The organism is Bifidobacterium sp. LH_419, assembly GCF_056356955.1.
Genome location: NZ_JBKEVG010000009.1, coordinates 20,585 through 42,704 on the forward strand (window position 1 = coordinate 20,585; position 22,120 = coordinate 42,704).

20 protein-coding genes, 3 tRNA genes and 1 pseudogene are annotated in these 22,120 nt (G+C 68.0%); 10 read left to right on the forward strand and 14 right to left on the reverse strand.

The genetic code is table 11. The features are described 5' to 3' along the window. Positions 1-1,077 precede the first annotated feature (1,077 nt). From AC1AYX_RS06855 to AC1AYX_RS06880, 6 genes are all read left to right on the forward strand, one after another. Positions 1,078-1,269: a helix-turn-helix domain-containing protein gene (locus AC1AYX_RS06855; protein WP_476502813.1), complete on the forward strand. Its 192-nt coding sequence runs from the start codon at positions 1,078-1,080 to the stop codon at positions 1,267-1,269. Between the two features lie 138 nt (positions 1,270-1,407). Beyond that, on the forward strand, positions 1,408-1,596 hold the full coding sequence (locus AC1AYX_RS06860) for a hypothetical protein (RefSeq protein ID WP_476502814.1): 189 nt from the start codon (positions 1,408-1,410) through the stop codon (positions 1,594-1,596). Further along, positions 1,593-1,994 carry a hypothetical protein gene (locus tag AC1AYX_RS06865; RefSeq protein WP_476502815.1) on the forward strand — a complete coding sequence of 134 codons (402 nt, stop codon included), beginning with the start codon at positions 1,593-1,595 and terminating at the stop codon, positions 1,992-1,994. Before AC1AYX_RS06860 ends, AC1AYX_RS06865 begins: the two co-directional genes overlap by 4 nt. A 61-nt stretch (positions 1,995-2,055) precedes the next feature. Then, positions 2,056-2,238 (forward strand): hypothetical protein, encoded by a 183-nt coding sequence (locus tag AC1AYX_RS06870; protein WP_476502816.1) that lies wholly within the window; start codon positions 2,056-2,058, stop codon positions 2,236-2,238. 312 nt (positions 2,239-2,550) lie between these two features. Further along, on the forward strand, positions 2,551-2,883 hold the full coding sequence (locus AC1AYX_RS06875; protein ID WP_476502817.1) for an HNH endonuclease signature motif containing protein: 333 nt from the start codon (positions 2,551-2,553) through the stop codon (positions 2,881-2,883). Between the two features lie 539 nt (positions 2,884-3,422). Next, the gene (locus AC1AYX_RS06880) at positions 3,423-3,578 is read left to right on the forward strand and encodes a hypothetical protein (RefSeq protein WP_476502818.1); all 156 of its coding nucleotides are present in this window, start codon (positions 3,423-3,425) and stop codon (positions 3,576-3,578) included. A 290-nt stretch (positions 3,579-3,868) separates the two neighbouring features. On the opposite strand, the gene AC1AYX_RS06885 is transcribed toward AC1AYX_RS06880, so the two are convergent. Next, entirely contained in the window at positions 3,869-4,816 is a 948-nt protein-coding gene (locus AC1AYX_RS06885; protein ID WP_476502819.1) for an EamA family transporter, read from the reverse strand. Between the two features lie 51 nt (positions 4,817-4,867). Between AC1AYX_RS06885 and dinB the strand changes: the two genes are divergently transcribed. After that, entirely contained in the window at positions 4,868-6,142 is a 1,275-nt protein-coding gene (dinB, locus tag AC1AYX_RS06890; protein ID WP_476502820.1) for a DNA polymerase IV, read from the forward strand. Positions 6,143-6,215: 73 nt separating this feature from the next. Here dinB and dapC read toward each other — a convergent pair whose 3' ends face one another. The 13 genes and pseudogenes from dapC to AC1AYX_RS06955 all read right to left on the reverse strand — a co-directional run. Next, positions 6,216-7,388, reverse strand: a complete 1,173-nt coding sequence (gene dapC, locus AC1AYX_RS06895) for a succinyldiaminopimelate transaminase (RefSeq protein ID WP_476502821.1) — start codon at positions 7,386-7,388, stop codon at positions 6,216-6,218. Between the two features lie 124 nt (positions 7,389-7,512). Beyond that, positions 7,513-7,836, reverse strand: coding sequence for a ferredoxin (fdxA, locus tag AC1AYX_RS06900; RefSeq protein ID WP_034527169.1), 324 nt, complete (start codon positions 7,834-7,836; stop codon positions 7,513-7,515). 77 nt (positions 7,837-7,913) lie between these two features. Further along, entirely contained in the window at positions 7,914-9,443 is a 1,530-nt protein-coding gene (locus AC1AYX_RS06905; RefSeq protein WP_476502822.1) for an amino acid permease, read from the reverse strand. A 105-nt stretch (positions 9,444-9,548) separates the two neighbouring features. Beyond that, positions 9,549-10,799 (reverse strand): UDP-N-acetylmuramate dehydrogenase, encoded by a 1,251-nt coding sequence (locus tag AC1AYX_RS06910; protein ID WP_476502823.1) that lies wholly within the window; start codon positions 10,797-10,799, stop codon positions 9,549-9,551. A 125-nt stretch (positions 10,800-10,924) separates the two neighbouring features. After that, complete coding sequence (rpmG, locus tag AC1AYX_RS06915; protein WP_007053013.1) at positions 10,925-11,092, reverse strand: 50S ribosomal protein L33; 168 nt, start codon at positions 11,090-11,092, stop codon at positions 10,925-10,927. Positions 11,093-11,155: 63 nt separating this feature from the next. After that, positions 11,156-11,229, reverse strand: a tRNA-Met gene (locus AC1AYX_RS06920). 4 nt (positions 11,230-11,233) lie between these two features. Continuing rightward, a tRNA-Thr gene (locus tag AC1AYX_RS06925) sits at positions 11,234-11,305 on the reverse strand. Between the two features lies 1 nt (position 11,306). Continuing rightward, positions 11,307-11,388, reverse strand: a tRNA-Tyr gene (locus AC1AYX_RS06930). A gap of 254 nt (positions 11,389-11,642) precedes the next feature. Beyond that, positions 11,643-16,292, reverse strand: coding sequence for a transglutaminaseTgpA domain-containing protein (locus tag AC1AYX_RS06935; protein WP_476502824.1), 4,650 nt, complete (start codon positions 16,290-16,292; stop codon positions 11,643-11,645). Between the two features lie 2 nt (positions 16,293-16,294). Continuing rightward, a complete protein-coding gene (locus AC1AYX_RS06940) occupies positions 16,295-17,245 on the reverse strand; it encodes an AAA family ATPase (RefSeq protein WP_476502825.1) in 951 nt (316 codons plus the stop codon). A 148-nt stretch (positions 17,246-17,393) separates the two neighbouring features. Beyond that, positions 17,394-17,687 (reverse strand): co-chaperone GroES, encoded by a 294-nt coding sequence (gene groES, locus AC1AYX_RS06945; protein ID WP_034527158.1) that lies wholly within the window; start codon positions 17,685-17,687, stop codon positions 17,394-17,396. 159 nt (positions 17,688-17,846) lie between these two features. Next, a complete protein-coding gene (locus AC1AYX_RS06950; protein ID WP_476502826.1) occupies positions 17,847-19,253 on the reverse strand; it encodes a hypothetical protein in 1,407 nt (468 codons plus the stop codon). A gap of 155 nt (positions 19,254-19,408) precedes the next feature. Next, positions 19,409-20,071, reverse strand: a pseudogene (locus AC1AYX_RS06955) (GNAT family N-acetyltransferase); the annotation flags it as partial. 111 nt (positions 20,072-20,182) lie between these two features. On the opposite strand from AC1AYX_RS06955, the gene AC1AYX_RS06960 reads away from it, so the two are divergent. The 3 genes from AC1AYX_RS06960 (at position 20,183) to AC1AYX_RS06970 (ending at position 22,118) form a co-directional block, all read left to right on the forward strand. After that, positions 20,183-20,815 (forward strand): 5-formyltetrahydrofolate cyclo-ligase, encoded by a 633-nt coding sequence (locus AC1AYX_RS06960; protein ID WP_476502827.1) that lies wholly within the window; start codon positions 20,183-20,185, stop codon positions 20,813-20,815. A gap of 196 nt (positions 20,816-21,011) precedes the next feature. Beyond that, on the forward strand, positions 21,012-21,197 hold the full coding sequence (locus AC1AYX_RS06965; protein ID WP_476502828.1) for an FmdB family zinc ribbon protein: 186 nt from the start codon (positions 21,012-21,014) through the stop codon (positions 21,195-21,197). 219 nt (positions 21,198-21,416) lie between these two features. Beyond that, complete coding sequence (locus AC1AYX_RS06970) at positions 21,417-22,118, forward strand: SAF domain-containing protein (RefSeq protein WP_476502829.1); 702 nt, start codon at positions 21,417-21,419, stop codon at positions 22,116-22,118. Positions 22,119-22,120 lie beyond the last annotated feature (2 nt).

A 22,120-nucleotide genomic window follows, 5' to 3' on the forward strand; every position in this document is an offset into this window, starting at 1 on the left:
GAACACACCACATGAAGCAAGCCCCGCCCCTCGAACAGCATGAACCACCGATTGACGACAGGCCGACGCGCGCCGGCACACACCATCAAACCGTGAACCATTCGTTAACACCGTGGCCGCACCCCGGCCCACGTCACAACGTCACAACGTCACGGAACCGGCCCATAGAACGCCCGACAGCCACGACACGGGGAATCCCATCGCACGGAACACGGAACGCGCCTAGGCGATGCCACGGGACGCATATAGGGGCACTTGCGGCAAGAGCGCCGACAGCCATCACGCGGCGGCATGGAGCAGCCCGCGACGTACACACCGACGTGCAGCGCTCGCCGACGCTGCCGACCATTGGAGCCGCCGACACCGAGGGGGCGGTCGAATCCCCATTGCGCTCACGGCCGGAACACTATCCGCGTGGCCCGTGTCCCTCCCTCCCCGTGACGGGGTACCCCATCATGCGCGCGAGGGCGCGCCGCCGTCGGCCGTCGCCGTAGTCACGCGGAACGGCCACAAGCATCCTTGACGATTCACAACCGACATACCCGGCCATGTCCGCCGGCGAGCGCGACGCACGGCCCCGTGGGGGAGGACTCCGAACGCGCCGGCCCATGACCGCCGGGTGGCATGTCCGGCCATACATACGCGGCGAACCTTGGTTTTCACCCCGTTACGAAAATGCCGGAACCATTGCGGCGACAGGCGCGACGGGCGATGACGCGCGTTCGTGACGATTGCGGGGCAAATACCGCGGCAGCGCCGGCGAGCGCCGCCGGCACACCGGGGGGTGGGGTAGGTTCCGACGCGGATGTGACCGCCGGTGAGGTCTCCGAGATGTACGCGGGGTTCAAAGATTTGCGGACGCGCCGGCATCGCCGGTGTCGTACCGCCGCCCAAGGGTGTTCGTTATGGCGTCTGGCTGGTCGTTTTCGGGTGTCCAATCGACCGTTTCCGCGACCAGACCGACCATTCCCGCGACCACTTGGACACGGCACGACATCCACTACACATAGTTATCTAGTTGATTGTTTATAGATAACTATGTAGAATGTAGGTATATGCGAAGAGTGGGAGGTGAGAATGACCCTTAAGGAACTCCGAGAGGCGAAGGGCTGGACACAGACACATCTAGCCGAGGTCAGCGGCGTGCCGCAACAGGTGATAAGCGCCTACGAAAACGGCGCGAAGGACTGGAAAAACATGCCGCTGGGGCGGGCTATAGCGCTCGCCGACGCGCTCGGCTGCGAAGACCTACGCCACATCGGAGATTAGCGAAATGGCCCGAAGGTGCTGCAACACCAACGGGCCGAGCGCTTCACAGATAACGAAATCCCTACCTAGAACAAATCATTAGCCGGAAGCACCCCCAATCGTATCGCGGGGCATGTTCCGGCTGGAGAGGAACACACCATGACAACCACCACGCAATCCCTCGCGTTCGACAACACGCGAGACCCCGCACGCCCCCTCAAGCTGACCGCGAGCGCCACCGGCGTTGAAATCCGAATGGGCGACATGGGCATTACCGACGTCGTGGCCGACCTCGACCACGTTCAGGCGCGGCGTCTCGCCGCATGGCTCACGGAGGTGACGCGATGAGCTTCACGAGCATCCCCGTAAGCGCCGAAGCGCTCGCCGCCAGTGCCGTATGCGGCGTGTGCGGGGCGCGTTACAGGTCGGACGCGGACGACGCCGGCCTGTGGAACGTGACCTTCACCCACGGCGTCGTCACCGGGTTCATGTGCCCCGCGTGCCAGACGCCGGAACAGTCCCTAGCGGCCGAGGTGAACGCGGCCACGACGGACTACACACGCATGACGGTAATCGACGGACGCGCCTACGCGCCGCCGAAGCACGCCCCGTGGAACGTCCCGGACATCATCGACACCGCCCGGAACAACACCCCCCCCCCGCCTGCAACTGGAGCACACGCCCGGCTGGGAGTGCAAGACGGACGAACAGGACGGCATGTTGTCGTTGTTCGACAGCGCGTGTGAGCCGTTCAACCTCGACTTCACGGCGTGCGTAAGCTGGAGAACCGAAGGCGAGCCGCGCCCCATGCTGTCGTTCGCCATGCTGCCCGGCAGCGTCGCCTATTGGGCGTTCGAGACCGAAAAGGAACCATTGGCGCTCGCCGACAAGACGGACATGCTGCAACAATGGCTTGACGACATCGGCACCGTGGTAGCCCACCTGACCGGCCTCTACCCCGGCCTGACCGTCGAGCGAGTCAACGGATAGCGCCGTTTCAAGCACCACGCGCGGCAAGCGTCCGCATGACGCCCCGCCCCGAGGGAGCGCCCCGACCGTCATCGTCACGGGCGCTTCTCTCATATCCGGGGTGGGGGCACCCCCTGCCCCGGCCCGTCGCGGCCACCTCGGGTGAAGGGCCGTTTTCCCCACGGCCGATTTTCCACACGCCCGCGAGCACGCAACCACTGCAATCGTTGGCTTCGCGGCCCCCCAAACCACCACACAGCCACCACGCCACGCCGCATACACGGGCTGTCGTCCCCTACCCGTCGCCCGTCATGGGCGCGCATACTGGAGGACATGACCACTAGAGGCAATCCGAGGAACCGCAACGGGTGGCGACGCCGGCAACTGAGGGCGCGCGTGCTCGCCGCCTACGACGTGTGCGCCATATGCGGCCGGCCGGTGGACAAGACGTTGAGGACGCCCCACCCAATGAGCGCCGAAGTCGATGAACTCGTACCCGTGTCACGCGGCGGCGACCCATTGAGCTTCGCCAACTGCCGCCTAGTCCACCGCCGTTGCAACAGGCTCAAGAGCGACGGGACGGACACGCGCGCACGCGCCTTGTTGGCACGCGAGCCGCTGCCGCGCGCCACGTCGTTGCCGTTCACCACTAGCGGCGACTGGTAGACCACGGGCGACGGGTAGGGGGACCATCCCCCGCCCGCCCCGTCGCGGCCCCCTCGGGCGCAGGGCCGATATCCCCCCGGCATTTTCGGCGTTACGTTATCGCGTTACGTTATCGAATCGTCGGAAACCGTTACGGCAGTAGGCGCGACGCCGTGACATCGACCGTTAACCGTGACATTAAGCGTGACGTTAACGGTTAACGGTGACGCAACAAGGTGACGGAACGGGTGACGGAAACGTAACGCTTATAAGGCTGAAAATCAATAACGGCAACGGTTCACAGCATTTCAGCGTTACGGAAAGTTCAGCGGGGAGAGATGGGCGCTATGCGCCGGGAGGAGCCGGCACGTAGGGGGTGGGGGCACTCCCCGTGCCCACCGCCCAATGTGCTGCTAAGCTGGAGCGCGACGCCGTGACATGCGGCGTTCCCGTTGATATGACGGGCCGAAATCGGCGCGAGCCGATAAGAAAAGGCCCGACGCTTGCGACATCGGGCCTTGACTGGTTATCGGCTTACGCCCCTAACCAAAGGGTTCAAGATGAAGCATATCACGATGCACGGCAGTCTGACCGTGAACGGGCGGATAGTCGTCGTTCACATGGGCGACGGTGAGATGTTCGCCACGGTTGACGGCACACGGTTCAACGTGTGCAGCATATGGCAGCTGTACCAGCTGCTGCGACTGCTCGTGTAGCGGTCATCAGCGGCGCGGCGTCCCGCGTGGGCGTCGCGCCCGAACCCTGAACCCCCGGCGCTCGCCGGCGAGCGCGACGGCGTTACGATGGGGATAGGCGAAGGCGCGTATTGGCGCGTGGCGACACGCCGATAACTGTCGATTGTGGGGTACCTAGTGGGGTACGGATTTTAAGAGAATCCTTGAATATCAATGTTTCCAACGGTTTAGACCGTATCGGGGCGGAATCCCCCTCACTCCGCCACCAAGGGATTCACGGGTTCACGTGAATCCCTTTTTTCATAGCGTAATCATCGCCCCGGGGCGGGGGCCTTGTCTCCGGAGAAGGTGATGACGACGGCCAGAATCACCAACGCGACGCCGGCCATCTCGCCGAATCCGGGTACCTCCCCCAATACCAGGCCGACGGCGATGGCGACGGCCGGGTTGATGGACTGCATGACGGAGAACGTGGCGGGCGTGACGCGACGCAGCGTCACCTGCTCGATGACATACGGGACGAACGAGGCGAGGAACGACACGAGGAACAGCAGCGCGAACAGTTTCAACGGGCCGCCGGGAGCCGCCGCCCACGTGGCCGTCGCCTTGGGATGGACGAGGTGCGTGACGGCCGGGACGCCGAGGAACAGCGATTGCATCGCCCATCCGATCGTGACGGCGACGCACAGATTGTCGAGTGAATTGCCGCCCGCGGCGATGCGTCTGCCGGCCACGATGTACACGCCCCACATCGACCCGCCGATGAGGATCGCTATCAGACCGACGAGGAACCTGCCGCCGCTCTCCGGATCCGCAAGCGAGATGCCGGCGAGCAGGACCACGCCGATCGCGGCGATGCCGATGCCGAGCCATTCACGCCAGCTGCGACCGGTGATCACGGCGACCGACAACGGTCCGAGGAACTCGAGGGAGACGGCGATGCCCAGATCCATGTTGGAGATCGCCACATAGAACATCGTGTTCATCAGCGCGAGCGAGACGCCGAACAGCACCACCAACCCCCAGCCACGCGCATCATGACGGAGCAGCGCCGCACGTTTGTCGGCCCGCCATGGACGCCGCCACAACAGCATCAGCACGGCCATGAATCCGACACGGTACCACACGGCGTACAGCGGGTCGAGCTGGGTGAACGCGAGCTTCGCGACGGCGGTCGCACTGTAGATGACGATCGCCTCGCACACGACGATGGCGACCACCGGCACATGGTTCAGCGCATTCACAACCACTCGCTTCATATCCCCTACGGTAATATCCTGACCCGCCACGCACGACCGTAGAATGGCGGTATGAGCACCGCACCAAGACTGGCCGCCGCGAAACGCGATTGGGGGCATGACGAGACCGGATGCACGGTGCTGCACATCGACATGGACGCGTTCTACGCCTCGCTCGAGGTGGCGCGTCACCCCGAACTCACGGGCAGGCCGGTGATCATCGGTACGGGGCCGCGTTCGGTGGTGTCCGCCGCGAGCTACGAGGCGCGACACTACGGCATCAACTCGGCGATGCCTTCCGCCCGCGCGCGGCAGCTGTGCCCGGACGGCGTGTTCCTCCCTGTGGACATGCGCTACTACCGCGCGGTCTCGCACAGGATCATGACCGAGGTGTTCCACGCCGTGACCGACCGGGTGGAACAGGTGTCGGTGGACGAGGGCTACATGGACGTCTCAGGCGCGCTGCTCGCATGGAAGCGCCCGACGGCGATCGGCGCATGGATCCGAGCCGAAGTGGAGCGCCGTTTCCACGTGACCTGCTCGGTGGGCGTGGCGGCGAACAAGCTCGTCGCGAAGATGGCGTCGACGAACGCGAAACCGAACGGTATGCTGCTCATCCCCGCCGCCAGGTCCGCCGAATTCGTGCAGATGATGCCGTTGCGTGGCATCCCCGGCATCGGGCCGTCGTTGGAGAAGCGCCTCAACGCGTGGGGCGTGGATTCGGTGGCCGATCTGGCGGCGATGAGTCCCCGGGCCTTGGAGCAGGCGACCGGTTCGGTCGCGGCGGCTCGCGGATTGTGGATGGCGTCGCATGGTCTCGACGAACGCACGGTCACGCCGGTGCGCGAGGAGAAGTCGGTCGGCTCGGAGGAGACGCTGCTGAAGGACACCACCGATCAGCGAGTCGTACTCGGATTGCTGCGCGAGGCGTGCGACGAGGTGGCCGGAACGTTGCGCCGCAAAGGGTTCGTGGCACGCACGGTGACGGTGAAACTGCGGTTCGCTGATCTGAGCTACCGGACGCGGTCACGGACGCTGGAACGCCCGGTGGACACGGCGGGCGCGTTGTATCCGGTGTGCGTGCGGTTGCTGCATGGGATGCTGGGGATGCCCGAAGGCTCCTCCCCCGACGCGCCGTTGCCGAAGCTCATCCGGTTGGCGGGGATGAGCGCGAGCGGACTGGGAGCCGCCGCCGCGACCGCCGTGCAGCCGTCACTGGACGACATGCTCGAGGAGGCGACGAGCGCCGACGCGAGCACCGTCTCGGACCGGCAGCGCCGCGCGGAGAGCGCGCTGGACGAAGTGCGCCGGAGGTTCGGAAAAGGCGCGGCCCGGTTCGGCGCGTGAGGCCATGTACCCGGATAAGTGGGTCTCTCCCCCAGTCGGCTTCGCCGACAGCCCCCTCGTCAGAGGGGGCCTATCAGGCGGCGAGGCGGGCGCAGGCGGCTTCAATCGCCTCGTCGGTGGCGGTGGCGGAGAAGCGCAGATAGGCGGGGGCTCCGTAGAATTCGCCGGGGCTAGCGATGATGCCGAGCTTCGCGAGATCGGCCATGTCCGTCCAGCAGTCGCCGGACTTGGCCTTCACCCACACGTAGAGCGCGCCGTCGGGCATCGCCGCGTCGTACCCGTACGCGCGCAGCGCGGCGACGAGCTTCGACAGGCGCGTGCGGTAGCGCTGCCATTGCACGCGCACCGATTCGACGTCGCGCAGGCCCGCGGCCATCGCGGCCTGGACGGGTCCGGGGATGATCTCGCCGATTTGCTTGCGGTACTCGGCCATCTCGGTGACGAGACGGTAGTCGCCGGCGATGAGCGCGGTGCGGTAGCCGGCCATGTTGCTCTGCTTGGACAGCGAATACAGCACGAGGATGCCGTCGGCGCTGCCCTCGCACACCTGCGGGCTCAGCGCGCACGGCGTGGCGGACAGGCTGAACGCGTCCGCCGAGGCGGGCTCGTTGGAGTCGGTGGCTCCACGACTCGCGCGCCAGTCCATCAGCGCATAACATTCGTCGGACAGGACGACCGCGCCGATCGCGCGCGCCGCCGCGACGATGCCGGCGAGCCAGTCGGCGCCGAGCACGTCGCCGGAAGGATTGCACGGCGAGTTCACCCACACGGCCTTCACGCCCGGCACGTTCCTCCACGAGTCCACGTCGGCGACGTCGTCGACCTTGAGCACGGTGGCGCCGGCCAGCTGCGTGCCGATCTCGTACGTCGGATAGGAGACCTTCGGCTGGACGACCACGTCGCCCGGGCCGAGGTGCAGCAGCGACGCCATCAGCGCGACGCCCTCCTTCGATCCGACGGTGGGCACGACGGCCGCGTTGACGGCTTTCAGGTCCACGCCGCGCAGGTGGCGGAACCAGCCGTCGATCGCGTCGCGCAGGTCGCGCGTGCCGATGGTCGCCGGATAGCCGTGCGCGTTCGCCGCGTCCGCCGCCGCGGCGAGCGCGTCGCGCACGCTGGCGGGCACCGGGTCGACCGGCGAGCCGACGGACAGGTCGATCATGCCGCCGTCGACCGCCTTCGCGGTGGTCTTGTAGCCGGCGATGCGCGACCAGTCGTATGGCGAGGAGTAGGTGTGGAAGCCCATGGTGATGCCTCTCCGGGGAGAACCCCGCTCAGTCGGCGAAGCCGACGACTCCCCCTGGGGAAAGGGGGAGCATGATAAAAACAACGATGACTCCCCGGGAGCGGGGAGTCATCCAATCAATCGGTCAGTCCTGGTTCTGCGGGGGCAGGGCGGCGACCTGCGCCGGATCCTTGCCGATCGGACCGTGGGCGGAGGCGCCGCCGAAATCGCCGACCTCGGCGAAGAAGTTGGCGGCGGCGTCCTTGTACCAGGCCCACTCCTCCGGCAGGTCATCCTCGTAGAAGATGGCCTCGGTGGGGCACACCGGCTCGCACGCGCCGCAGTCGACGCACTCGTTCGGGTTGATGTACAGGGAACGATCGCCCTCGTAGATGCAGTCGACCGGGCACTCGTCCACGCAGGCCTTGTCCTTCACGTCCACGCAAGGCTGGGCGACAACGTACGGCATGGGATTCTCCTTAGAACACGTTCCTGACTATTCTGACCGTCCAGTTTAGGCGCGTGCGGGGACGGTTTGACACTCCGTCAGTCGGTGTTGATGGCCTTGTCGGTCTCCTCGGAGAGCGTCTCGGTGAGCGCTCCCCTGCCGAGGCGGGCATGCCAGTAGCCGTAGCCGAAGTAGATCGCGAAGCCGATGACCAGCCACACGACGAAACGCAGCCAGGTGAGCACGGACAGGTTGAGCATCAGCCACAGGTTGGCGACGGCGATGAGGATCGGCACCCACGGGTTGCCGGGCATCTTGAACGCGCGCGGCAGTTCGGGGCGGCGGGCGCGCATGATCGGCACGGAGATCGCGACCAGCGTGAACGCGGACAGCGTGCCGATGTTCACCATGTCGGCGAGCACGCCGATGTCGAAGCAGGCGGCGACGAGCGCGACGACCACGCCGACGCCGATCTGCAGCGCGACCGGGGTGCCGTGCCTGCCGGTCTTGGACAGGCCGCGCGGCAGCAGGCCGTCGCGGCTCATCGCGAACACGATGCGCGTGAGTCCCAGCAGCAGCACCATGACCACGGTGGCGAGGCCCAGCACGATGCCGAAGCTGATGATCTTCGCCGCCCAGTTCGCGCCGACCAGCTCGAACGCGGTGGCGAGCGACGGGCTGTCCTGCTTGGCGAGGTCCTTGTAGGAGACCATGCCGGTGGTGACGAACGCGACGAGCATGTACATCACGATGATGAGGCCCATGCCCACGCCGATGCCGAGCGGCACGTTCCTGTGCGGGTTCACGGTCTCCTCGGAGGCGGTGGCGACCACGTCGAAGCCGAGGAACGCGAAGAACACGAGCGCCGCGCCGGACAGGATGCCGGGCACGCCGTACACGCTCGGAACCATGCCGGTCGCCCACTGCCACAGCGGCTGGTTGAGCACGTCGGCGGCGACGGAGCTGCCGGGCAGGGAGTCGGCGGGCTGGCTCGGCGGGATGAACGGCGTGAAGTTCGACATCTTCACGTAGAAGAATCCGACGACCACGACGAACAGGACGATCGCGATCTTGAGGACGGTCATCGCGCCGTCGACGCGGGCGCCGATCTTCGTGCCGAACACGAGCAGCGTGGTGAAGAACGCGACGATGATGATCGGCGCGATGTCGATGTGGAACGAGCCGAACGTCAGATTCGTGTCGACGCCCCAGCCCATGAGGTGGAAGAAGTCGTCCAGGTAGACGCCCCAGTATTTGGAGATCACCGAACCGGCCATCATCATCTCGAGGATGAGGTCCCAGCCGATGATCCACGCGACGACCTCGCCGACGGTGGTGTACGTGAACGTGTACGCGGAGCCGGCCACCGGGATCATCGAGGCGAATTCGGCGTAGCACATGACGGCCGCGCCGCACACGACGCCGGCGATGAGGAAGCTGATGATGACGGCCGGACCCGCGTGGAAGGCGGCGGCCTGCGCGCCCACGGAGAAGATGCCGGCGCCGACGGCGACGGCGACGCCCATGATGGACAGATCCCACCACGTGAGGTTGCGCTTGAGCGTGCGACCCTCTTCGCCGGTCTCGGCGATGGTCTGCTCGACGGATTTCGTTCGGAATATCTGCATGGTGCTGGGACCTTCTTGTCTCTCCGGTTAGGTTCAACGGCATAGTATATGCCCACCGGATTGCGACGCGAAGGCCCTTTCCCCACATTCGGGACGCGACGCCGGTCAGGGGCGCAGGTCGATGCCGATGCACACGGGTTCGGGCACGAGCGCCACGCCGAACCGTTCCTTCACGCCCTGCTGGATGGTCTTGGCGAGGGCGACGACATCCGACGCCGTGGCGTCCCCGCGGTTCGTCAGGGCGAGCGTATGGTGCGTGGACAGGCTCGCCGGCGCGGCCGGCCCCGCGGTCTCCGAGCCGTCCGGCTCCCCCACGGCGAATCCCTTGTGGAATCCGGCGTGATCGATGAGCCATGCGGCGGAGGTCTTCACGCCGGGCGTGCCGTCGGGCAGCACGGCGGCGAAGCGCGGCGCGTCCTCGGGCAGGCGCGCGGCCTCGGCTTCGGGCAGGATCGGGTTCATGAAGAACGATCCGCAGCTGTGTCGGTCCCAGTCGGGCGCGGGCAGGCCGGAGCCGTCGTCGGCCGGCGTGGCGGCCGCGGCGAGGCGCTTCAGGTCGGCGATGATGTTGCCTTCGCGCTTCGTGTCGGACATGACCGGCAGGGCGTAGCGGGTCGGATCCTCAAGCATGCCCTTGGAGGCGCGCACCTCGAGCACCGCGTCGCGGATGGCGGTGGTGGCCATGCGCGCGCCCACCTCGACGCCGAGCGCCTTCGCCAGCTGGCCGAATCCGACCGTGCCTTCGGCGCTGTGGCGCAGCGCGAACGTGACGGACAGCACCACGTAGCGCGGCGTCGGGAAGAAGCGGTCGGCCGGCGTGGCGGGGGCCGCGTACATGCTCGACTTCAAGGCGGAGGAACGGTAGCCGAACTTGAGGTCCGCGGGCTTGAGGTCGCGCGTGGTCTTCGTCTCGCGGTCCCACACTTCCACCGATTCGACGGACGTGGCGACCTCCTGGCCGTAGGCGCCGATGTTCTGCACGACGGACGCGCCCACCGTGCCGGGGATGCCGGACAGGCCCTCGACGCCCTCCAGGCCGAGTTCCACGGTGAAGGCGACGAAATCGTCCCAGTTGGCGCCCGCCTCCGCGTTCACGTGCACGGTGCGGTCGCTTCCTTCGACGGGGGCCGCCTCGTCGGGCACGGTGATGCGGCGGCGCGCGTCGCGCACGACGACGCCGGGGAACGGCTCGTCGGAGACGAGCATGTTGGAGCCGCCGCCGATGACGCACAGGGGCAGTCCGTGCGCGTCCGCCCCTTCGACGGCCTCGATGACGCCGACGCGCGTGGTCGGTTCGACGAAACGGGCGATCTCGCCGCCCACACCGATCGTGGTGATCTCTGCAAAGCTGGTCATAGTTGCCTATCCTATCCGCGGCTTGGCGGGCTCGCCCGCAAGCGGCATGAACAAAGCGGGAAAAACCTCCGGGAATACGAAAAGACCCGGCCATACGGTCGGGTCTTCGCAAATCTCGAATGCGCTCAGCGGGTCTCGCGGTGCACGGTCTGCTTGCCGCAGCGCGGGCAGAACTTCTTCAGCTCGAGACGGTCGGGCGTGTTACGACGGTTCTTCGTCGTGATGTAGTTGCGCTCCTTGCACTCGGTGCAGGCCAGCGTGATGCCCGGACGGATGTCGGCGCTCTTAGCCATTGTCATTCACCTCTGTGTTTTACTAGGTATAATATGCGCCCACCGGTTGGTGGGCGCGATTTGTAGCGAGGAAGAGGCTCGAACTCTTGACCTTACGATTATGAGTCGTACGCTCTAGCCAGCTGAGCTACCCCGCCAGAGAGCCCCGAGTGAGAATTGGACTCACGACCTCTTCCTTACCAAGGAAGTGCTCTACCACTGAGCTATCGGGGCGTGGCGGATAGTGGATTCGAACCACTGAAGCACGAAGCGGCTGATTTACAGTCAGCTCCCTTTGACCGCTTGGGAAATCCGCCAGTCTCTGTTTCCCTCCGAGGTCTTGACCTCGTCAGGCAACTCGAACATCATGCCACGGGATTCCCGGTCGCGCAACCCGGACATGGCGAACACCCCGCGAAATCACCCGCCATATACGTCATAATCGTTGGAATTCCAACGAAACAAGGACGTGCAACTTTTCGGCTTCATCGGCGTGTCGCGACGCCATTTCCAGGGTTCCGGCACCGAATCAGGACGTCGGAAAGCCGTCCGAACCACTTCCGAATCCCGTTCATCGGCGTGTCGCCGCGAACAGCGCATCGAGTCCGTCGGCCAGACCATCGACCGGAGGCGCGCCACCGCCGAACGCGACCGAATCGGCGGCGCGGGCCACCCGGAGAATCACGGCGCGATGCCCGCGATCGTCATCCGATCCTCCCGGCCATACGGCGGCGACGCGATCGGCGATCATCAGGTCGGTGGCGGCGTCATCCCATCGTGCACCGGCCGCACGCCCCTCGCGACGGATCTCGGCCCATGCCATGCGCCACGCGGCCGCACGCGACGCGGCGGACGCGGCGGCATCGCCATCACCGGAATCATCGCCACCGGAACCGCCGCTGGAAGCGGACTCGGCGCGGCGCGCGGCGGCGACGCAACGCCGGCGACGCCAGGCGCGTACGGCGCGAGGTGCGGCCACGCACGCGACGAGCGCCGCCGCGGCCACGCCGACGGCGAGCGCGACACGCCATCGGACCGGCAATGCCGCGAACCATGCCACGGGCCGTGCAAGCCAGACGGGTGGACCGGACGCCTCGGACGAACCGCCCGTATCCCTGTCGCGGGAGACGGTGTCGTCGGATTTCGCGGACGCGCCGCCGTCCGCGCCGTTCCGTCGCGTGGACGCGCCGTCGTTCCCCGTCGTATCGAATTCGGTGATGGCGGACCCGTCGTCGCCGGTCAACGTGCCCGAGGATCCGGCGGACGACGCGTCAGACGCGGCGGGCGAACCGTCGGCCGTCAGCATGCCGTTCTCCTCGCTCGGCGGCGTCACGTCGAACGGCACCCAGCCGACGCCGTCCAGATACGCCTCGACCCATGCGTGCAACTGACGCGACGCCACCGGGAAATAGCCGTCGGCATCGCGCGCGTTCGTGCCCGCGTTGTAGCCGAGCACGATGCGCGTCGACACGCCCAGCGCGCGCCCGAGCACGGCGAGCGCGGCGGCGTAGTGCTGGCAGTAGCCGGCATGGCCGGTGTCGGGGTCGAGGAAGTCGTCGACGACCTGCATGTTGGAGCGGCCGTCGCCGTCCGGCGCATCCAGCGAATACGTGAAATGGTTGGCCTTGTCGGCGAAATACCCGACGAGCCAGCGCATGGCGCGCACCTGCTCGTCGTAGGTCCCGGCCTTCGCGGCGACGCCGGCCGCGCGCGCCCGGCGCACGACGGCGCGCACATTGGCCGGCAGCGACTTCGGCAGGGACGTGTAGCGGCCCGCTCGGGCCTCCTCGTCGGAGGCGGCGACCATGGCGAGGATGCGGCGCGCCATGCGGCGGTCGTCGGCGGCGGATCCGGCCTCCACGGCGATGGACATGGTGGTGTCGGATTGGAAGAGGATGGTGATGGCGTTCTGCGCCCAGACGGTCGACGCGCCGGACCCGGACCTGCCGTCGATCGACGGCGACGAACCGCGCGTGCCGTCGGAAGAGCCGTCGGAGCCGGTCATGTTCGTAAGGGGCATCACGAGGGTCACGGCGTCGCCGTTCTCGGAGAAGCCGTAGACGATGCCGGCGCCGTCGGCACCGTATCGCGCCTCGAATGCATCGTCGAAGACGATGTGGGAGGGATGCTGGGAGTATCGGCCCGCGGAAGGCGTCGTCGTCCCGCCGCCCCACACACGGTCGTTGTCCTGCTCGCCGGAGAACGCCATGCTGTAGGCGCTCACCTTGCCGATGCGCGTGCCGTCGGGGGCGCTCACGACGCCGTCGGCGTCGATGGAGGCGCGGATCACGGCGAACCCGTCGCGTGTCTCCCCCAGTCCCGAATCGGCGATCGCGCGACGCGCCTCAAGCCAGCCGTCAAGCTGGCCGCCGGAATCGTCGCGCTGCCGCTCCAGCGCGGCGACGACCTCGCGCACCGGATCGAGCTCGGAGAATCCGGACGCCGACGAGATGGGATCCAGATACGTGCCGGACACGGCGTACCGCATGCCCGACGACGTCGCGTCGGTGCGGTTGACCATGCTGCCGTCACGGTAGCGCAGCCATGAGGAGCCGACGCCGTTCGCCCCGCTGGCGATGCCGGGGACGGGCAGGAAACGCGAACGCAGCGTGTCGATGCGCACGTTCGCGGTGGTCTCGTAGCGTTCGAGCGTGTGCTCGTCGATGCGGGTGCCGTCAGTGCCGTCGGTGGCTGTGCCAGTGCCGGAGGTGGATGCGGTGTAGCCGGCGTAGCCGAGCAGCCACGCGTAGATGCCGATCGGGTCGCCGGCACGGCGCTGCTCCATCGTGAGCTCGTCGGACTCGTCGCGGCCGAGACGGATGCCCGAGCCGTACAGACCGGCGTCGATGGCGAGCTCCCGGTCGTAGCCCCACGTGTCGCCATCGAACGCGTCGAGTGTGGTGAGCTTCAGGTACAGGCGGCGGTCGGCGGAATAGCCGAGCACGACCGAATCGGAACCGGCGTCGATGTTGCGTTTCAGGTCGATGAGCGGGCTGACCGTGTTCGACGAGAACATGCCGCCGCCCTCGCCGATTGACAGCGGCACCCGGTAGGCGAGGGTCTCGGCGGCAGGGGTGCAGGCCAAGGTGACGGCCATGACCAGAAGCGCGGCGAATGCGGCGCGCAGGGCCCGCGGCGGTTCCGAGGGGACGGGTGCGGCGGCGGCCGGCGCGTTGCAGGCGGCGGCCGGCGTCGCGGATGCGGGACCCGAACCGGGACCTGAACCGGAGCGAGGACGGGACGCCGACGCCCACACGCTCATCGGGAAGGCGGCGGCGAGCAGGGCGACCGCCCACCAGGGGGCGACATGGCCGAGCATCGCGGAGTCGGCGGCGAGCGCGACGACGGGGAGGACAGCGAACGACGGGACGGCCGGACGCCACAGGAGCAGGCAGCGGATGAGGACGGCGGCCGCGAAGACGACGAGGATCAGCAGGATGTCGGACGCCGGAACGACCTTCAATGGCGGCAGCTGGCGGTCGAGCCGGTCGAATCCGACGGACAGCGCGTCGACGAGGCGGGTCGGGAATCCGGCAAGACCGTCCTGCACGCCCGAGCCCGTAGCGGCCGCACCGCCTGTGCCACCCGCACCGGAGCCGCCTCCCACCGAGCCGGATCCGTCGCGTAATCGCGCAACGACCAGTACGACGGCCGTGATTCCCGCCGCGAAGGCGAAAGCCGACACGCGGATCAGAGAGAATCGGACCGGGTGTCCGGACGGCATCGGCACGGTCGAGGCGAGAACGGCGGCGGCGAGTGCCCCGGCGGCGAACCATATCCACCAGCCCGTGGGTTCCACAAGCCCGACGAGCGCCTTGAGCATGACGCCGAAGTACGTCAGCAGGGCGAGCGAGGCGACGATTCGGGGCGTCCGCAGGGCCGTACGCGGTCCGATGGGGCGGATCCGCTTGGTTTCGAGGTGAACCTGTGGAGTTCGGGAGGGGACCTGCATGGTTTCGGGTCGAACGTGCGGGGTTTCGGACCCTTCCTGCGTAATCACGACCCGTTCCTGCGGGGTGGGGTCGAGTACACGCACCGAGGCGGCGAGCGACGAGCGACGTAGGGCATCCGCCAAACCGTTGGAATCACCGGCATCGCAGACCAGCACCCCGACCGGCCCGGAACGGCGCCGGACGATGTTTCCCACCGACGCCGTGCAGGTCGCCGCGGAAATGCTGCATGTTGCCTGCGGAATCGTGCAGGTTGCGCCCCGGACCATGCACATACGTCTGAGGACCATACACGCTCGGGCAAGAACCATACACACTCGTTCGCGGAGACACCCGCGGAGCCGATCGCGGCCACGCGCATCACCCCGCCCGCCGACCGGACGCGCGGCGGCCAGGAACCGCAGGACCGCCCGCTTCCCTTCGGCCACATGGACGCCGTCGGTGGCCACCACGTCCATGCCGCGACCCATGCCGCGCCCCATGCCGTGGCATGCCTGCGCATACGGCAGCAACGCGGCGACCGCGCCGTCGAGCCGCCGCGCATCCACGCCATCCGAACCGTCCACGTTCACGACCAGCAGCAGCGTGGCGCGTTCGTTCCCCTCGCTCTCACGGGTCATCAGCTTGCCGCGACGGGCGCTGTGCCGCCATGCGATCCGTCTGATCGGGTCGCCGGGCTCGTAGCCGCGCACGGCCCCCGAATCCTCCGCGTCCCTCAAGGCGACGGTCCGCCCGGAGACGACGGCGCCCGTCTCCCGCGCGGCCGCATCCGCCGTCTCGGGCAGCACCATCGTCTCCCCCGCGGCGGCGACGCGACGACGCACCACGAAGAGGCCGAACGGCGAGCGCCAGCGCAGCAGCGTGCCGACCCGCCGGTACAGGCCGCGTTCACGGGGCAACGCGCCCGCCCACCGGTCGACGACGTTCCCGTATTGGTCGAGGCGCTCATACAACGCCGTGGCCGTCACCTCGGACGGCAGCAACAGCCGCGGCGATCGTGCCGTGTCCCCGTGCCCGGCCATCGCCCACTGGACCACCGCGGCGGACAGCGACAGCACGATCAGAGAGCCGGCCACGATGACCGTGGCCATCAGCGTGCGCTCGTCCAACAGCAATCCCGCATAGCAGGCGAGCGCGCCGAACACGGCCAATGCCAGGCAGGCGGCCGTGGGACGAATCAGACCATGATGGCGAAGGTCCCACAGGTCAAGCCGCGGAATATGCTGCCGGGCGATTCCCCTCCCCCACTCCGAACGCCCCGGCCGTCGCATGGTCATGCCCTCGGGACCGCGGTGCCGCGCACCACGTCGGCGACGACGGCGCGCGCCCGTTCCAGCGTGCCGTCGGCATACCCCATGCCGGTCTCGTCGAGCACGAGCCGGTGGGCGAGCACGGGCACGGCGAGCGTGCGCACGTCGTCGGGCAGCACGTAGGAGCGTCCGTCGACGAACGCACGGGCGCGGGCCATCGCGGCGAGCGCGAGGCTGGCGCGCGGCGATGCGCCGTAGCGCACGCCGTCGCGCCCGCGTGTGGCCTGCGTGATGGCGACGATATAGTCGGCGACCGGACGTTCGAGCGTCACTTCGCGAGCCTTGCGGCGGACGGCGGCCGCCTCGGCCGCGGAGCAGACGCGGTCCACACGGTCGAGCGGGTGCGACCAGTCGCCGGCGGTGAGCATCAGCGCCTCGGCTTCGGCGGTCGGGTAGCCGAATGCCGTACAGGTCATGAACCGGTCGAGTTGCGCTTCCGGCAGCGGGTAGGTGCCTTCCAGTTCGATCGGGTTCTGCGTGGCGATGACGAAGTACGGGTCGGGCAGCGGGTGGGTTTCGCCGTCGACGCTCACCTGGCGTTCGTTCATCGCCTCGAGCATGGCCGATTGGGTCTTCGGGTTGGCGCGGTTGATCTCGTCGGCGATGACGATGTTCGCGAACAGGGGACCTGGGTGGAAGACGAACCGGCTTTCGCCCTGCGACCAGATGCTCACGCCGGTCAGATCGCCGGGCAGCATGTCGGGGGTGAATTGGATGCGGCTGACCTCGCCGTCGATGGCGCGGGCGAACGCGCGGGCGAGCGTGGTCTTGCCGACGCCCGGCACGTCTTCGAGCAGCAGATGACCACCGGCGACGAACGTGAGGACGGCGAGCTCGATGACGTCCGGCGGGCAGGACAAGGCGTCGCGGAGCATCGCGGCGATGCGCGAGGGGATGCCGGGCGTGTCTATCATGACTGCGCTCCTTCGACGGGGGCTCGAATCCGCGTCCAGTGTACGGCCGGCGGGCATGGCGTCTCAAATACGCTGCGAGCGGATACGAGAAAAGCCCCGGCTGACCGCCGGGGCTTTCGCAATCGATATACGCGTATGCGCGGGTGTCTCAGCCGAGGATGGCGAGCACGTCGCGGGCGCCGATGATGAGGTAGTCCTCACCCTCGTAGTGCACTTCGGTGCCGCCGTACTTGGAGTACAGGACCTTGTCGCCGACCTTGACGTCGACCGGGATGCGCTCGCCCTTGTCATCGCGACGGCCCGGGCCGACGGCGAGGACTTCGCCCTGCTGCGGCTTCTCCTTGGCGTTGTCCGGGATGTACAGACCGGACGCGGTCTGGGTCTCGGCCTCGGCCTGCTTGACGATGATCTTGTCTTCCAGCGGTGTGAGCTTGATCGACACTGTGGGTCACCTCGTATTTCTTGTAGGTTCGATGTCTTCGCGCCGGAAACGCCCAAGAGGCTGACGATCACTTGCACGATCCCAAGCACTGCCTCACATGGTAGCGCGGTTTTTAGCACTCTGCCAACTCGAGTGCTAACGCTGTGAGAGAAACGAACGTCAGGAGCTGCGGCGGGCGAGGATGGCCTGCAGGTCATGGCCCAGCGAATCGGAGGTGGCGGCGGGCACGGCGACCCTCGCCTGTTCCTCGGACTCGTGGAACGCGTTCACGTCGGAGACGCCGGAATCCTGCGGCACCGCGGCGATCACGCTGCCGTCCGAAGCGTCGGACGCGGCGGAAGCGTCGGCAACGGCGGATGATGCGTCGGCGGCTACGGAAGCGTCGTCCGACGTCTTCCCGGTCGTCTCCCCGGCCTGGGCGTCGGATGCGACGCCATCGCCCGAGCCCTTGGCGGGTTCGGTCTCCATGCGCGCCTCCTCGGCGAGCCTCTTCTCCTCGTCGGCGTCCACCGGATCGGCCTTGGCGACCTGACGCATCGACTTGATCTCGCGGCTTTCCGACGCGGCGGGCTTGTCTTCGGCCACGTTGCGCGGCTCGCCCAGCGAGAAGGAGATGAGGTCCGGCGAGGCGATGGCCATGTCGAACGCGTCAAGGGCCTTCGCCGGGCGCACTTCGGCAAGTTCCGTGGTGGCGTCGGAGGGCACGGTCCGGGCGTCCTGCTGCGCGGCGGCGGGCGTGGCGGCGGGAACGGAGGTATCCCGCCCGGCGGCGGCCGCCTCGGCACCCGCGGCCGAGACGTCGACCACCTGCACCTCGGGCGCATCGAGCTTGCCGTGCGCGGCCAGCGCCTGACGCTGTTCGATTTCCGCCTGACGCAGCACGCTGCGGATCTCACGACGTTCCATTTCGGCGGTCGGGACCTCCTCGCCCCGGACAGCACCGGCGGCGGACGAATCATCGGCGATCGCCGAAGCCATCGCCTCGGCGGACCTCCTGAGCCCGTCGGCCTCCATCTTCACCTTGGCGGTCTCGGCGTCGACGTTCCGCGCCTGCGCGCGGGTCCTGGCCATGCGCGAACGGCGTTCGCGGGCGCGCGCCCTGGCGACCTTGCGCTCCCACGCGCGGGCCTGGCCGGCGGCATGGGCGCCCAGCACGAGCACGACGGCGTCGAGGGCGACGGGGATCAGGGCGAACCACGGATTGAAATGCAGAGGGAACGCGACCACGGCGACGACGACGGCGATCAGCAGCAACGACACGACGAGGATCTGGCGACGTCGTACCGCCTGACGGCGCAACCGCCGCACTTCGGCGATGCGCTCGGGGGTAAGCGTGTTCGCGCGCCTCTCGTTCGGCTGCATCAAGACCCCTTTCGCGTAGGTACCGTCATCGCTGAATCGCGTGCCGCTGTGCTCATCGACCAGATGTAGCGACGAGGAGAAGCGATCCTCGCGATGTTCCTCCACATGCCGCATGCTTTTGGCCGTGCGCACCGGCAGCCATGCCACGATTCCGATGAGTACGATGACGAGCACGATGATCGTGCTCAACTGCTCGTAACCCATAATGCTCAAGAATAGGAGACGGTCGTCACATTGTCCGCATTGTGCGGCGGCGTGTCGATTGCCCGCGTAGGGGCGGACGGCGTGGCGGCGTCCGTGGGCGCCGGACCGTCGGCGGCCGCTGGGTCCGCCTGCGCCGCCGTCTCGGACGCGTCGCCGCCGCAGGCGACGAGACGCGCGGCGAACCCGGAGCCCATGTCCTCCGCGATCAGACTGAACGTCTCGTGTGACCGCCACCGGCCGGCCACATACATATAGTTCGCGCGCAACCCCTCGCGTCGTGCGCCCACCTTGCGCACCACGGCGAGGGAACGCGCGTTGTCCGGCAGGATCGCGATCTCCAGGCGGTGCAGGCGGGGCCCGGTCGGGTCCCCGATCGCCCAGTCGGCGAGCATGGCGAGCGCCATGGGCGCGATGCCGTGCCCGGCGGCATCCTGCGCCACCCAGTAGCCGACCACGCCGGTGCGCATCGCACCGTAGGTGATCGCGCCGATCGAGATCTGCCCGACGATGCGCATCCCATGTTCGATGAGGAGCACGATGCCCGTGCCACGTTCCTCGTTGCGGCGTTGGATGGCCATCCACTGGTTGAACGTGATGCCCGGTCCGTGCATCGGGTCGCCGGATTCCCACGGCCTGAGCCATGCGTCGTTGTTCCATCGCACCTCGCTCCACTCGGCCTCGTCGTCGGCGCTCATCGTGCGCAGCGTGATCGGCGGCGCTCCGGCCGGCGCGTTGAGGACGACGGGCGTGCGGATGGCGTTCGGGTCGGCGGGCGCGAACGCGTGGCGGATGGTCTGGAATACTGACACGCCCACCATTGTGCCACGCGCGCGAAAAACCGACGGCGTATGGTTGCGCGTCATGAACGGCCGGACGGCGACGCCGGCGGCCGTGGACGCAACGGATGGAACCGGACGAAAGGACGGACGATGGACGTCGAACGGGACGAGCGGATCGAGACGAAGCGGCGGCTGCGCCATGAGGCGATCGCCAGGCGCAAGACGGTGCCCGCCGGGGAGCGCGCCGAGGCGGGGACGCGTCTGGCCGCGCTGATGCGCGACCTGCCCTGGCCCACGGACGACCTCGCCGGCATGACGGTCGCGGCCTACGTCTCGATGGGGTCGGAGGTCGAGCTGCGTCCGTTGCTGGGCGCGTTGCTGGAGGCCGGCGCACGCGTGCTCGTGCCGCTGCTGGGCTCGGGGCTGGATGTCGGCTGGGGCGTGCTTCGCAATCTCGACGACCTGCGTGCGGTGGATGCGGGCGGGAACGGGCATCACCGGCCCGACGAACCGACGGTGCCGACGCTGCCACCCGAGGCGCTGGGCGAGGCCGGACTGGTAATCGTCCCCACGTTGGCGGTGGACCGGTCGGGGACCCGGCTGGGACGCGGCGGCGGATGGTACGACCGCGCGCTCGGACATCGCGCGCCCGACGCGCCGGTCGTCGCCGTCTGCTGGCCGTGGGAGCTGCTGGATGCGGATGCGGACCCGCTGCCCCGCGAGCCGCATGATCTGCCGGTGGACGGCGCGCTCACGCCGGACGGCGTGACGATGTTCGCGTGACGCCGACGCCTCGCCGCCCGTTCCGGCTACCGTTCCGCATGCTGGAAACCGGTGTTCGCTTCCGGCGGGACGTGTCGCGCGGGCGATTAGGATATGTACGGTTGCATATGCCGGGACACGCGGGGAGCCGCGGGCTTTTCGCCGGGTGGCCATGCCGTGGGGTTCCGGGCCGGATTCGTTTCGTTGGAGGATTACGTTGCCTACCTATCATTACCGTTGCAAGAGCTGTGGCTACGATTTCACCGAACGCCAGTCGTTCGATGACACGCCGATCACCGTCTGCCCTCAGTGCCATGAGGAGCAGGTGCGCAAGATCTTCTCCGCCGTGCCGATCGAGTTCAAGGGCAGCGGCTTCTACCGCACCGATTCCGGCAAGAAGTGAGGTCCGCGCCGCGCCGGCGGCGCATCGCGGGAAGGCGGCGCATCGGATGATGTCATCCAGTGCGCCGCCTTCGTCGTATCCGGGTCCGGGGCCCAAGGCGCGCCGGCGGCGCCGGCGGTCGCCGTACCCGTTCGAACAGGATGTGAAGATTTCCGGGGGCTCTATCCACATTGCCGGTACGGTTTGCACCCGACCGTGCCGATGCCCGACGCTGGGCATATGAGAATACCCGATCCGCCTTGGGCGAGGCTCACACGCCCCACGCTCGCCGCGCGGCGTGCCCGCGCGCGGCTCACCCGTATCGTCGCCGCGTGCTGCGTCATCGTCGTCGCGGTGATCGCGGTGATACTGGTGAACGTCCTGGTCGCGACGACCGATGTGGTCGTCGCGACGCGCGCGATCCGTCGCGGCGACGTGATCGGGGCCGGCGACGTCGCCGTGGTGGAGACGCCCCGTTCACCCGTCGTCGCGGGGGCGTTCTCCCGTGCCGACGACGTGGTTGGGCGGATCGCGCAGAACGATGTGGACGAAAGCCAGCCGCTCTTCCCGACGAACGCCCGCGACGCGCCTGTCGTGCCGGGCGGCAGGACGGTGCTTCAGGTGGCGGTGTCGAACGACGCCTCGGCGTTGGTCGCCGGGGATACGGTGCGGCTGGTGTCCGCCGTGGGGTGCGGCCAGGCCGATGGCGAATCGGCCGATGACGGACCGGACGGCGGAGAACCGACCGGCGAGCCGGACGACGGACCGGACGGCGATGCGGGAACCTGCACGATCGCGCGGGACGCGTTGGTGATGAAACGTGCGCGGCGCGACGAGAACGGCGCCGGCACGGCGGTCGTCACGATGGCCATGACGCCCGAGGCCGCGGTCAGGGTGATGGCGTCGGCCGAGCTCGGCGCGATCGTCGCCGTGACCCGGTGATG